The sequence below is a fragment of the Rhizobium sp. WYCCWR 11128 genome, assembly GCF_013416305.1.
GTDB lineage: Bacteria > Pseudomonadota > Alphaproteobacteria > Rhizobiales > Rhizobiaceae > Rhizobium > Rhizobium indicum.
The window spans coordinates 160,242-173,110 of the sequence record NZ_JACCEZ010000007.1 but is presented as its reverse complement, the minus strand read 5'-3'; the positions used below and the strand labels follow the sequence as shown (position 1 = coordinate 173,110).

At 62.0% G+C, this 12,869-nt stretch carries 13 protein-coding genes and 1 pseudogene; 4 read left to right on the top strand and 10 right to left on the bottom strand.

Going from position 1 to position 12,869, the window contains the following annotated elements:
* Positions 1-7: 7 nt before the first annotated feature.
* A complete protein-coding gene (locus HX898_RS21760) occupies positions 8-631 on the bottom strand; it encodes a metalloregulator ArsR/SmtB family transcription factor (RefSeq protein ID WP_180195705.1) in 624 nt (207 codons plus the stop codon).
* A gap of 101 nt (positions 632-732) precedes the next feature.
* Between HX898_RS21760 and HX898_RS21755 the strand changes: the two genes are divergently transcribed.
* On the top strand, positions 733-2,178 hold the full coding sequence (locus tag HX898_RS21755; protein WP_180195704.1) for an MFS transporter: 1,446 nt from the start codon (positions 733-735) through the stop codon (positions 2,176-2,178).
* 127 nt (positions 2,179-2,305) lie between these two features.
* On the opposite strand, the gene HX898_RS21750 is transcribed toward HX898_RS21755, so the two are convergent.
* From HX898_RS21750 to HX898_RS21735, 4 genes are all read right to left on the bottom strand, one after another.
* Positions 2,306-3,304, bottom strand: coding sequence for an NAD(P)H-quinone oxidoreductase (locus HX898_RS21750; RefSeq protein WP_180195703.1), 999 nt, complete (start codon positions 3,302-3,304; stop codon positions 2,306-2,308).
* Between the two features lie 126 nt (positions 3,305-3,430).
* Positions 3,431-5,308, bottom strand: coding sequence for an EAL domain-containing protein (locus tag HX898_RS21745; RefSeq protein ID WP_138328616.1), 1,878 nt, complete (start codon positions 5,306-5,308; stop codon positions 3,431-3,433).
* Positions 5,309-5,421: 113 nt separating this feature from the next.
* Entirely contained in the window at positions 5,422-5,664 is a 243-nt protein-coding gene (locus tag HX898_RS21740) for a type II toxin-antitoxin system ParD family antitoxin (RefSeq protein ID WP_138328617.1), read from the bottom strand.
* A 218-nt stretch (positions 5,665-5,882) separates the two neighbouring features.
* Positions 5,883-6,431, bottom strand: a complete 549-nt coding sequence (locus HX898_RS21735; protein ID WP_180195702.1) for an HdeD family acid-resistance protein — start codon at positions 6,429-6,431, stop codon at positions 5,883-5,885.
* A gap of 138 nt (positions 6,432-6,569) precedes the next feature.
* On the opposite strand from HX898_RS21735, the pseudogene betI reads away from it, so the two are divergent.
* The 3 genes and pseudogenes from betI to betA all read left to right on the top strand — a co-directional run.
* Positions 6,570-7,160, top strand: a pseudogene (gene betI, locus HX898_RS21730) (transcriptional regulator BetI); the annotation flags it as partial.
* Between the two features lie 158 nt (positions 7,161-7,318).
* On the top strand, positions 7,319-8,782 hold the full coding sequence (gene betB, locus HX898_RS21725) for a betaine-aldehyde dehydrogenase (RefSeq protein ID WP_180195700.1): 1,464 nt from the start codon (positions 7,319-7,321) through the stop codon (positions 8,780-8,782).
* 171 nt (positions 8,783-8,953) lie between these two features.
* Positions 8,954-10,603 (top strand): choline dehydrogenase, encoded by a 1,650-nt coding sequence (betA, locus tag HX898_RS21720; protein WP_180195699.1) that lies wholly within the window; start codon positions 8,954-8,956, stop codon positions 10,601-10,603.
* Here betA and HX898_RS21715 read toward each other — a convergent pair whose 3' ends face one another.
* The 5 genes from HX898_RS21715 to HX898_RS21695 form a co-directional block, all read right to left on the bottom strand.
* Entirely contained in the window at positions 10,604-10,903 is a 300-nt protein-coding gene (locus tag HX898_RS21715; protein ID WP_180195698.1) for a type II toxin-antitoxin system RelE/ParE family toxin, read from the bottom strand. It abuts the gene before it with no gap.
* Entirely contained in the window at positions 10,900-11,181 is a 282-nt protein-coding gene (locus HX898_RS21710) for a YlcI/YnfO family protein (protein WP_138388026.1), read from the bottom strand. Before HX898_RS21710 ends, HX898_RS21715 begins: the two co-directional genes overlap by 4 nt.
* Positions 11,182-11,300: 119 nt before the next feature.
* Positions 11,301-11,774, bottom strand: coding sequence for a DUF6644 family protein (locus tag HX898_RS21705; protein WP_180195697.1), 474 nt, complete (start codon positions 11,772-11,774; stop codon positions 11,301-11,303).
* A gap of 19 nt (positions 11,775-11,793) precedes the next feature.
* The gene (locus HX898_RS21700) at positions 11,794-12,180 is read right to left on the bottom strand and encodes a DUF6152 family protein (RefSeq protein ID WP_138328625.1); all 387 of its coding nucleotides are present in this window, start codon (positions 12,178-12,180) and stop codon (positions 11,794-11,796) included.
* Positions 12,181-12,275: 95 nt separating this feature from the next.
* Positions 12,276-12,722: an Rrf2 family transcriptional regulator gene (locus HX898_RS21695; RefSeq protein ID WP_003546399.1), complete on the bottom strand. Its 447-nt coding sequence runs from the start codon at positions 12,720-12,722 to the stop codon at positions 12,276-12,278.
* Between the last annotated feature and the right edge of the window lie 147 nt (positions 12,723-12,869).

Sequence of the window (12,869 nt, the reverse complement as noted above, 5' to 3'; positions counted from 1 at the left end):
ACAGGCGTCAACCTGGCGCGATGCGATAGGCGCAGCGGCGGGCGCCGGCGAGGATGTGTTCGCTGCGCTCGACCTTTGCACCGAGGACGGCGCGGAAGGTTTCGAGTTCGGAGCGGCAGAAGCCGGCGCAGGCGGTGGCGGCAGCACAGATCGGGCAGTGGTTTTCGACCAGCATGAAGGATCCGTCCGGCTCCTGCCAGTGATCGGCCATATAGCCCTCGCGGGTGCGGATGCCGGCAAGGGCCTCGACGCGTGCGGCAAGGTCATGCGCCGGGCTGAGCTCCTGCCGATAGCGCTTCAGCGTCTCAGCCTCGCGGGCGGAAATGACCGTATTGAGGGCCGCGGGGCCGAGCTGTTCGAGGAGCGTGCCGAGGAGGTTTGCCGTCAGTTCGGCATGGCCATCCGGGAACTGGCGGTTGCCGCTGGCTGTGAGGTACCAGAGCTGGCGCGGCCGGCCACGGCCGGCAGCAGCAACGGTGACCGGTTCCACCAGCCCCTCCTCCGCCATCTTCGACAGCTGCTGGCGGGCGGCCTCGCCCGATATGCCGAGCGCATCGCCGATCGCGGCGGCGAGTTGCGGCCCGTCGGTCTTTATCAGGATCAGGATCCGGTTGGCTGGGGACTGGCGCATATTTTCCAAGTCAAGTCTTGTTTAATTCGAGGCGGCGTGTAATTTTCCAATTTATAACTTGGAAAATAATCCTTCGCCAGTAAAAATCTCGGGGTCCTCCCATGTCGAATATCGACCAGACAGCAGTCATTCCCAGCGCCAGCGCCAGCTCCGTCTTCCGCCTCTTCCTGCCCGAGCACCTGCCGGCAACATTGATGCTGGCCGGCGGCGTGACGCTTTATGCTGTGGAGAGTTACATCATGGCGACGATCGCGCCTTCGATCGTGCGCGATATCGGCGGGCTCGCGCTGTTTTCCTGGGTCACCAGCCTGTTCGTCGCCGCCGCCGTGCTCGGCTCGATCTTCGTCGCCATGCGGCCGCGCGGCATCGGGCTTCGATCCGTTTATGTGATCGCGGCACTGGTCTTCGGCGCCGGCAGCCTGATTGCCGCAGCCGCACCATCGATGCCGGTGGTGCTGATCGGACGCGCGGTGCAGGGTCTCGGAACAGGCGCACTTGCCGCGCTCGGCTATGCCTTCATCCGCTTCGTCTATCCCGAGCCGCTATGGCCGAAGGCATCGACGCTCTATGCGGCAATCTGGGGGGTCTCGACCGTCATCGGGCCGACGCTCGGCGGCTTCTTTTCTTCGGGCCACGCCTGGCGCTACGCTTTCATCGTGCTCGTGCCGCTCGGCCTGCTGATGGCGCTCTTGGCGCCGCGGCTGTTGCCCGACGTCGAGGATGACCGCGAGCAGGCAAAGACGCCGGTTGCTCAGATCGGACTGCTGCTTGCCGCCGTGCTGATGGTCAGCACGGCGGGCGCGATCGAGGCGACAGCGATGAAGGTCGCGCTGATCGCCGCTTCGGTCGTCGCGGTCGCCGGCATGATCTTCATCGAGGGCCGAAGCCCGAACCGGCTGCTGCCCTCCGGCGCCGTCAGCCTTTCCCAGCCGATTTCACGGGTCTACCTGGCGATGCTCGCCGTGACTGTCGTTCTCGTCAGCGACGTCTTCATTCCCTATTTCCTGCAAACCTTGCATGGGGTGCCCGCGATCGTCTCGGGTTATCTCGTGGCGCTCGTCGCCCTCGGCTGGACCTTCGCGGCCTTCCTCAGCGGCTCGTGGACCGGCCACCGAGCCTATGGGGCAATCGTCATTGGCGCCCTCATCGAGGCGGCGGCGACCGCTTGCCTCGCCGTCTTCCTCGCCAAGGACAATCCCGAGGGGCATATGCTGATCATCGTGCCGGCGGCGATCGGCATGTTCATGATGGGCTTCGGCATCGGTCTCGGCTGGGCGCATCTCGTCGCCATGGTGATAAAACTCGTCGCCGACAACGAGAAGGACAAGGCTTCTGCCGCGATCCCGACGATGAGTTCGCTCGGTGGGGCGTTCGGGGCCGCCTTTGCCGGCGTCATCGCCAATGGCGCCGGCCTCGTTCATCCCGGCGGCATATCAGGCGCGCTGTCGGCGGCGCACTGGCTCTATCTGCTCATGGCGTTGCCCGGTGTTCTCGCGGTCGCGGTGTCGCTGACATTACCGCGCCGCGCGTCCGATAGGACGCACTAAGAGCGCCCTATCTCTTTGTTTTGGCGCAATTCCGGACGCAAAACCGTTGCTCACTTTTGCTGGAATTGCTCTTTGTTTCTTCGCAATTCCGGACGCAAAACCGCGGCGCACTTTTGCTGGAATTGCTCTAGCCGACGCGCAGCATGATCTTGCCGACATGGCTGCCCTCTTCCAGCAGCCGGTGCGCATCGACGACCTCTTCGAAGGCAAAGACCTTGTGGATGACGGGGGCGACGATGCCGGCTTCCAGCAGCGGCCAAACCTCCGAGAGCAGGTCGTCGCGGATGGCGCGTTTTTCTTCCGCCGTGCGCGGCCGCATGGTGGAACCGGTGACCGTCAGGCGCTTGACCATGATCGGCGAGAGATTGACCTTTTCGGCGAGCGCGCCGCCGAGGAAGGCGATGATCGAAAGACAGCCATCCCTCGCCAGCGAGGCAATGTTGCGCTCGAAATAGGAAGCGCCGATCATGTCGAGGATGATATCGACGCCGTGGCCGGTCTCGGCCTTGATGACCTCGGCGAAATCCTCGCTCCTGTAGTTGATCGCGCGTTTGGCGCCGAGCCTTTCGCAGGCCTCGCATTTTTCCTTCGAGCCCGCCGTCGCGTAGACCTCGGCGCCGAAGGCGCGGGCGAGCTGGATCGCTGTCGTGCCGATGCCGCTGGAACCGCCATGAATCAGCACCGTCTCGCCTTCCGTCAGCCCGGCCATCTGGAAGAGATTGGCCCAGACGGTGAAGAAGGTTTCAGGCAAAGCTGCCGCCTTCACTGCATCATAACCTTTGGGGAAGGGCAGGATCTGGCCTGCCGGCAGCAGGCAATATTCGGCGTAGGCGCCGCCATTGGCGAGCCCGCAGACCTTGTCGCCGACGGCATGGCCGCTGACGCCCGGGCCGACGGTAACGATTTCGCCCGACAATTCCAGGCCGAGGATCGGGCTCGCACCCTTCGGCGCGGGATAGTTGCCCTGGCGCTGGGCAATATCCGGGCGGTTGACGCCGATCGCCTCGGCGCGCACCAGGACCTCTCCGTCGCCGGGCACAGGAAGCGGACGCCTGCCGATCGTCATCACCTCCGGCCCGCCGAAGGACGGCAGATCGACGAAACGCATATCCTGAGGCAATGGCATGACCGGCTCCTCCCTGGAGCGGTTCAGCTTTTGATGGAAGTGGGCGGAACCGCTCTTGCTTTTTGTCTGAAGCACAGGAAGTAAATCAGGCCCGCGGGCTTGGGAAGGCTTGATGTGGCAGAGGCGTCAATTCGCCTCGCCCAGCAGGTGGAAGACCAGGCCTTCCTCGCTGTCCTTGGCGGCCGATTTGATGATGGCGATTTCGGCGCTGACGCGGTTGATATCGTCGATGACGAGGCCTTCCGGCAGTTCGATGACGCCGATCGAGCAGCGCATCAGCGGGAACAAAGCTTCGGCGCCGGTGCGGTCGTGACCGAGGATGCGGCCGGCGGCGCGGTCCTCGTCGGAATAGAAATCCCGCACGTCGTCATGGAAATCGCTGATCAGCCGGTCGAGGATCTCCGTCAGCTCTTCCTTGGTCCAGCCGACGACGCCGATGAAGAAATCGTCGCCGCCGACATGGCCGAGGAAATGGCGCTCGGCGAAAAAATAGCGGCGCATCAGCGCGGCAAACAGCGAGATCGCGTGGTCGCCGAGATGGAAGCCATAGGTATCGTTGAACGGCTTGAAATTGTCGAAGTCGCAATAACAGAAGTGGCGGAGCTCATCGCCGTCGCGGCCGGACTGACGCATGAAATCGCGGATGGCACGATTGCCCGGCAGGCCGGTCAACGGGTTCTGGTCCTGCGCGGTCTTCAGCTGCTTCTCGTTGATGACCTTGATCAGCGAGGCGGCGGAGACGACACCGGCATAGCGCATATTGTCGGTCAGGATCAGGCAGTTGCTGCCCTCCATATTGGCGAAGATCGCCATCAGCTGCTCGGCGTCGCTGTCGAGGCCGACGATCGGCGCCATCTCGACGAAATGCGAGATGCTGCGCTCGTACATCTTGTTCTTCAGGAGATCGCGGCCGAAGGGCTGGTAGATATATTCCTTGAGGTGATGCTCGTGGATGATGCCGCGCGGCTCGTCATTGGCGTTGAGGACTGGAAAGAAGGCCTGGCGTGGATTGCGACGGAAGAGCTCGAAGACGCTGTCGATGCTGTCGTTCTCATAGACCGTCGGCAGCAGCTCGATCTGCTTGCGGATGAGGATTTCGTCGAGCGACTGGCTGCCCCGCTTGCTCTTGCCGAGCTCCTGCAGATGCGGGAATGACGGTGCCAGCTCCGATATATGCGTCGTCGGACGGGAGATAAACCAGCCCTGAACGAGGTCGACGCCATATTCGCGGCAGGCGATGAATTCGGCCTCGGTCTCGATGCCTTCGGCGATGACGCGCGTACCCAGCACATGGGCAATGTTGACGATGCTCTTCAAGAGATGGCGCTTGCGGGGGCTGCGGTCGATCTCGGCAACGAAATGGCGGTCGATCTTGAGATAATCGACGGCATAATCGCAGAGCAGCTTCATCTCGCCGTGACCGACGCCGAAATCGTCGATCGCCAGCTTGAAACCGGCCTTGCGCAGCCTGGAAACCAGGCCGGAAAATTCCGGCACGCTGGTATTGTCGAAACGTTCAGAGAATTCGAAGCAGACGGAGGATGGCGGAATATTCGCCTTCCGCAGATGCTGCAGCAGGGTCTCGACCAGGCTTTCGCCATGCGGAATGAGCCGCACATCGAGATTGAGGAACAGCGTCGAGGTGGAGAAATTCGACAGCGTCGCGAATTTGGCAAGAGCGCGACTGGCGACCATCTGTTCGAGCTGCAGCAGCTGGCCGGCCTGGTGAGCCTCGTCGAGGATGTCGACCGGCGTCTCGTAGCCGATGCGATCCTGGCCGCGCATCAGGGATTCGTAGCCGAAGACCGTGCCGGTGCCCGCCTCGACGATCGGCTGGAAGGCATTCTCGACCACAAGCTTGGCAAGGGTTACGATCTGATCGCTGGCGTAGCGGCGCAGGACATCCGGCGCGACGGTGGCAGCCAAGGACACCCCAGTCTTCACGTGGCCGGTCTTCATTGGGGCTGATCTCCACTGTGACTTGTTCTTTTTCGTCCGGAACATGCCGCAGAAGGGTCAATGAACTCTTTCGCCAATGTGAAAGTTTTATGAAACGCGCAAGGGCCTTGCACGCGCTCCGCGTTTATTCAATTTTTCCAATGCAATCAAACGCTTGTTCAGGCGGAGCGACGGCGCTCCGCCTCATGATCGGCGAACATGTCGGCGACGCATCTGCCGCCTGACGGAACGCCCTCGTCGTCGAGAACATCGTCCCGGAACTCATTGAGCTTGCGGGTGGTATCCCACAGGCGGAGCGCCTCGCGGACGACCTCGCTGCTCGATGCATAACCGCCATTGTCGACGGCGGCGCGGATGCCCGCTGCTTGTTGCGGAGAGATGGAAACGGTGACCATCGGCATGAACTTCCTCCCTTTTCTGATCAGACAGAACCCTGCCTCTGGGGGACGCATGACCATTTTCAGCATTCTCGGCGATCTCGCCGGTGCCTTGGTGCATTCGCACTCAGACCGTTCGCTTGCGCGGGACCGGCCTCTAACCCGTTAAGTCTAATCCCCTGTCCTAGTCTTGTCAAAAAAGAACGGGTCTTGTCAAAAAAGAACGGTCAGCGGCATCAGTTTCAACTGCGGATGCCGAGGCCGAAGGCGATCAAGGTCGAGCCCTGGACGATGAGATCGGCGGCTAGGAACAGGCCGAGGATCCACAGGCTGTTCACCGGCCAGCCGAGCGCGATGACGAAACCGGCAAGGGCGGTGATGACGCCGCTTGCGACGATCCAGCGCCAGCCCTTGGTGGGCTTCATGCGCATGCCGACCCAGGTGCGAAAGACGCCGGCGACGACGAGCGCCAGCGACAGAAACAGTGTCAGCGCCGCCGAGGTCAGGATCGGATTGATGAAGGCGCAGATGCCGGCAAGCACATAGAGCAGGCCGCTCAATATCCAAAACAGCACATGATCCCAGCCGCGCACCTGGAAGGCATGGACGAGATAGATCACGCCGCCGAACAGCATCAGCATGCCGACATAATAGACCGAGACGACGGTGGCGAGCATCAGATTGCCGAGCGCGATCAGACCGCAGACGAGCAGCAGCACGCCGAGGCCGGTAAACCAGATCCATTTCGACTGCAGTGAAGATGTCGGCGTTCCCTCAAAGACATCGGCCATGACGCACCTCCTGACAGATTCGAATATGTTGCAGCAATTCGGCAGGGAAAGATCTGCGTTCGCCCAAATCGCTAAAGATTTTTATTGATTGATCAGTCAATCAAAAATAACCTGTCGCTGATTTCAAGGAGTGGTTTGTTGCCGAAGGTCGGAATGGAGCCGGTGCGCCGCAAGGCGCTTGTCGATGCGGCGCTGCGGGTGATCGGCGATCACGGCTCGCTTGCCGTCACCATGTCCGACATCGCCCGGCAGGCCGGCGTGTCGCCAGCCCTTGCGCATCATTATTTCGGCAGCAAGGAGCAATTGCTGATCGAGACGATCCGCTCGCTTCTCCGCCAACTGCGCAGCGATACGGTGGCGGCACTCAGGGCCGCCAGGACGCCGCGGGAACGGCTTTCGGCCGTTATCCGTGTCAGCTTCCACGCCGATCAGTTCGCGCCGGAGACGATTGCCGCCTGGCTTGCCTTTTACGCCGAAGCGCAGCGCTCGGAAGAGACGCGGCGCTTCCTGGTGATCTATGCGCGACGGCTGCGCTCCAATCTGCTCGCCGATCTGAAAGTGCTGCTGCCCGCTGACGCCGCAGAACGCATCGCCGAGGGCGCTGCAGCGATGATCGACGGGCTCTATATCAGGCAAAGTCTGAAATCGGCGCCGATCGGCATTGAAGCCTCGATCGCGCTGACTGAAGATTATCTGAATGCGCTTTTGGCCACCGCCTCCCCCTCTCCCCAGCGGGGAGAAGATGTCCGAAGGACAGATGAGGGGGTGAGCGACGCAGGAGCGAACGGCCGGAAGGCCGAGACTGCCGCCCCCTCATCCGGCCCTACGGGCCACCTTCTCCCCCAGGGGAGAAGGGATCCCATCGAACCACTCAAGGGACAAATGACATGAAAGCCCAGCCGAAAGCCTCGCACTTCATCGATGGCGAATATGTCGAGGATACCGACGGCACAGTCATCGAGAGCCTCTATCCGGCGACCGGCGAGGTGATCGCCCGGCTGCATGCCGCAACGCCCGCGATCGTCGAACGGGCGATCGCAGCCGCCAAACGTGCCCAGCCGGAATGGGCGGCGATGAGCCCGATGGCGCGCGGCCGCATCCTGAAGCGGGCGGCCGACATCATGCGCGAGAGAAACCGGGCGCTTTCCGAACTCGAGACGCTCGACACCGGCAAGCCGATCCAGGAGACTGTTGTCGCCGATCCGACCTCGGGTGCGGATGCCTTCGAATTCTTCGGCGGTATCGCGCCGGCCGGTCTCAACGGGTCGCAGATCCCGCTCGGCCAGGATTTTGCCTATACCAAGCGGGTGCCGCTCGGCGTCTGCGTCGGCATCGGCGCCTGGAACTATCCGCAGCAGATCGCCTGCTGGAAAGCTGCGCCGGCGCTTGTCTGCGGCAATGCCATGGTGTTCAAGCCGTCGGAGAATACGCCGCTCGGCGCATTGAAGATCGCCGAGATCCTGCATGAGGCGGGACTGCCGAAGGGGCTCTTCAATGTGATCCAGGGCGACCGCGACACCGGGCCGCTGCTCGTCAACCATCCCGATGTCGCCAAGGTGTCGCTGACAGGATCGGTGCCGACCGGCCGCAGGGTCGCGGCGGCTGCCGCTGGCAACCTCAAGCACGTGACGATGGAACTCGGCGGCAAGTCGCCGCTTGTTGTCTTCGACGATGCCGATCTCGATTCGGCGGTCGGCGGCGCCATGCTCGGTAATTTCTATTCGACCGGCCAGGTCTGCTCGAACGGCACACGCGTCTTCGTGCAGAAGGCGATCAAGGACGAATTCCTCAAGCGGTTGAAGGTCCGCACCGAGGCGATGCTGATCGGCGATCCGATGGACGAGGCGACGCAGGTAGGGCCGATGGTCTCCTGGGCGCAGCGCGAGAAAGTGATCTCCTACATCGAGAAGGGCAAGGCCGAGGGCGCAACACTCATTGCCGGCGGCGGCATTCCGAACAACGTCTCCGGCGAAGGCTATTACGTGCAGCCGACGGTGTTTGCCGACGTCACCGACGACATGACCATCGCCCGCGAGGAGATCTTTGGCCCTGTCATGTGCGTACTCGATTTCGACGCCGAGGACGAGGTGATCGCACGGGCCAATGCCAGCGAATTCGGGCTGTCCGGCGGCGTCTTCACCGCCGACCTCACCCGCGCCCACCGCGTCGTCGACCGGCTGGAAGCGGGCACGCTGTGGATCAACACCTATAATCTCTGCCCGGTGGAAATCCCCTTCGGCGGCTCGAAACAATCCGGCTTCGGCCGCGAAAATTCGCTTGCGGCGCTGGAGCATTACTCCGAACTGAAGACGGTTTACGTGGGCATGGGGCCGGTGGTGGCGCCTTATTGAAGAACATCTGGTTGCCCCTCACCCTAACCCTCTCCCCGCTCGCGGGGAGAGGGGACGTGGCATACGGGGCGCTTAAGAATGCCGAAACGGTGCGGCATATCCCTTCTCCCCGCGAGCGGGGAGAAGGTGGCGGCAGCCGGATGAGGGGCAGGCTCTAGGAAAGACAAGACTATGCAAGCAGATTTCGTCATCATCGGCTCGGGCTCCGCCGGCTCCGCCCTCGCCTACCGCTTGTCGGAAGACGGCAAGAACAGTGTCATCGTCATCGAGGCGGGCGGCAGCGATTTTGGGCCGTTCATCCAGATGCCGGCAGCGCTTGCCTGGCCGATGAGCATGAAGCGCTATAACTGGGGTTATCTGTCCGAGCCGGAGGCGAACCTCAACAACCGGCGCATCACCGCGCCGCGCGGCAAGGTGATCGGTGGCTCCTCGTCGATCAACGGCATGGTCTATGTGCGCGGCCATGCCGAGGATTTCAATCGCTGGGAGGAGCTCGGCGCCAGCGGCTGGGCCTATGCCGACGTGCTTCCCTATTTCAAGCGGATGGAGCATTCGCATGGCGGCGAAGAAGGCTGGCGCGGCACCGACGGGCCGCTGCATGTCCAGCGCGGCGGCTTCACCAATCCGCTCTTCCAAGCCTTCGTCGAGGCCGGCAAACAGGCCGGCTTCGAGACGACGGAGGATTATAACGGCAGCAAGCAGGAAGGCTTCGGGCTGATGGAGCAGACCATCTTTTCCGGCCGCCGCTGGTCTGCCGCCAATGCCTATCTGAAACCGGCGCTGAAGCGGGACAATGTCAGCATCGTCTACGGCTTTGCGCAGAGGATCGTGATCGAGGACGGACGGGCGACCGGCGTCGAGATCGAACGCAACGGCAAGATCGAGGTGGTCAAGGCGAACCGCGAGGTGATCATCTCGGCCTCCTCGTTCAACTCGCCGAAGCTCTTGATGCTGTCGGGCATCGGTCCGGGCCAACATCTGCAGGACATGGGCATTGCGGTGAAGGCCGACCGGCCGGGCGTCGGCGCCAACCTGCAGGACCATATGGAATTCTACTTCCAGCAGGTGAGCACCAAGCCGGTGTCGCTCTATTCCTGGCTGCCATGGTTTTGGCAGGGGGTGGCGGGCGCCCAATGGCTGCTCTCGCGCGGCGGGCTCGGCGCCTCCAACCAATTCGAGGCCTGCGCCTTCCTGCGCTCGGCACCCGGGCTGAAGCAGCCCGATATCCAGTATCATTTCCTGCCGGTGGCAATCAGCTATGACGGCAAAGCGGCGGCGAAGAGCCACGGCTTCCAGGTTCATGTCGGCTACAACCTGTCGAAATCGCGCGGCAGCGTCAGCTTACGCTCCGCCGACCCCAAGGCCGATCCGGTGCTGCGCTTCAACTATATGAGCCATACGGAGGATTGGGAGAAATTCCGCCACTGCGTGCGCCTCACCCGCGAGATCTTCGGGCAGAGCGCCTTCAACAACTATCGCGGGCCGGAGATCCAGCCGGGAGAAGGTGTGCAAAGCGACGAGGAGATCGACGCCTTCCTGCGGGAACATCTGGAAAGCGCCTATCACCCCTGCGGCACCTGCCGGATGGGCGCCAAGGACGATCCGATGGCGGTGGTCGATCCGCAAACGCGGGTGATCGGCGTCGAGGCCTTGCGCGTTGCCGACAGCTCGATCTTCCCGCACGTCACCTATGGCAACCTGAACGGGCCGTCGATCATGACCGGAGAGAAGGCGGCCGACCACATCCTCGGCAAGCAGCCGCTGGCGCGCTCGAACCAGGAGCCGTGGGTCAACCCGCGCGCGGCCGTCAGCGACAGATAGTCAGTGGTAATCTTCTTCGCGCTGGTGACGGACGGCGAGGACAATGACGCTCGTTTCACTCATCAGTTTGAAAAGAATGACATATCCGGCTGAACCGAATGGTACGACGAGCTCGCGCAGCAAGGGATCGTCCGCAGAGGCGCGTCTGGCCATAAGCGGGAAATCCTCAAGTATCATCAGCGCTTTTTGGATGGCGTTGAGGGCACGTTCCGCCAAATCCACATCACGTTCGATCAGAAAATCGGTGAGCCGGTCCAGATCTTCATAGAAGGTCTGGGTGTACGTTAGCTCGAAGATCATTTCTGCTGTGCAGCTTTACGGGCTTTCGCCTTTTCAAGCTTTTTGCGCATCAACTCCTGAATGTCGTCCGTTGTATAAAACACACCGGTCCGCTGCGCGTCAGCCAAGCCAGCCAGACCCCGCGCGATGAACTCCGCTTGGGTCCTTCTAAAATCGATCTGGCGGCGAAGAGAGTCCTCTATCAGCGACGACAGGCTCTCGCCTTCTTTCAGAACGCTTTCGGCGGCAGCACGCAATTCAGGATCCACGCGAAGGGACGGGAGAGATGCCGTTTTCATGACGTTCCTCGTGCGTTGCAATTGCAATGCAATATGATGGATCATCGTGTTGTATTCAACTCCCCTCCACCTGACCCAATTCATATGCGCCGCGGTTGAGAAAATCGGGAGCGATCACATCAGAGAAATCCGATCCAGCGGCCGGCGAGCACAGCAGCGATCCAGACCGCGGCCGACAGGGCGGCGGAGAAGCGCAGGCCGGGCCGGACGATGCCTGTCGACACCGCCGTTTTCCAGCCTCGCCCGAAATGAACGATCGACAGGTTGAGAAGGCCGAGGGCGATCAGGCAAAGCTTGGCAAGGAAGGCGGGATTGCCGGCATATTCGACCGCCCTGACGCTGAAGAGGCAGACGCCGGTGACAATGGCCGCGGCAAGGCCGACACCGGCGGCGCGTGACAGAAACGGCGCAACGATCTCAACCGGCACCTTGCGGAAGAAGCCGGCGAGCCTCAGATCAAGCGGCAGGATGGCGCCGACCAAAAGGCCGATCGCCAGGATATGGGCTGCGTTGACGAACAAGTAGAGCGTTCCGGAGCCCCGGAGCGCGAGCGCAGGTGTCGTTGCCGACAGCCATTCGAGAATGTCGATCACAGCTCAGTTCGCCCAGAGGTCAGTTCGTCTTGATGCGGTCGGGATAGATATCGTAGCGCTTCTCGCCGATGGTGAGGCGCACGGCCTTCAGCCGCTTCTCTTTTGGATCCTGCGAACGGTTTCCAAGGACCACCACCTGGTCGCCAGGCTTGGCCACACCTTCGACGAAACCGGAGCGTTCCGTCTGGCGCGGATTGCCGAGTTCGACGAGCCAGACGCCGTCATCGGCGGTGGCGACATCGAGCGTCGGATGCGGTCCGCCCATGGAGATCTTCTCGATGGTGCCGCGAAGCTCGATCTGATCCGCCTCGGCCCAGGACCAGCCGTGATGGGCAATTGCGCCGGTGGCGAAAGCCATCGAAAGCATGGCCGCAGCCACTACTTGCCGTGCTGAAATTCTAAACATGATGTCCTCCCTACCCGTATGGACAGGCAGGTGGAGCATCGAAGCCGGAGGAAAAGGGATTTCACCAAATCTTGAAGAAAGAGGCCGGCGTACGTTCAGGCCAGCAGCCGGGTGACTTCGGCGCTGTGCTTTGGGGCGATGGCATCGGCGATGGTGGTGGAGAACAGCACTTTGCGGGTGGCATCCGCCACCTTGGCGAAGACGTGGCGGATTTGGCAGTTCTGTTCGCCGTCGCAATCGTCGCACCGGCGGTAGGCGGTGATCGACAGACACGGAAGCGGCGCGATCGGACCATCGATGATGCGCAGGATCTCGCCGAAGGTGATGGTGTGGGCGGGCTTCAGCAGGAGATAACCGCCCTGCTTGCCGCGGCGGCTGGCGACGACGCCGTGATGTTTCAGGTCGAGCAGGATCTGTTCGAGGAACTTCTTCGGGATCTTCTGCTGCGCCGCGATATCGGAAATCATCACCGGTTCGTCGGCATCGGCATCAGCCAAGACCGTGAGCGCCCGCAGCGCATATTTCGCCTTTTGCGTAATCATTTTTGACCATCGACACACACAGGCGGCACGAATCTTCGCACCGCTACGGAAGTTCTTTTGCCTCTATGGCACAACCAGCATGAACGGAATTTGAACGCACCGGAGAAAGCCTTGAGAGACAAGCGTTTTGGCCTTGTTTTTCGCCCT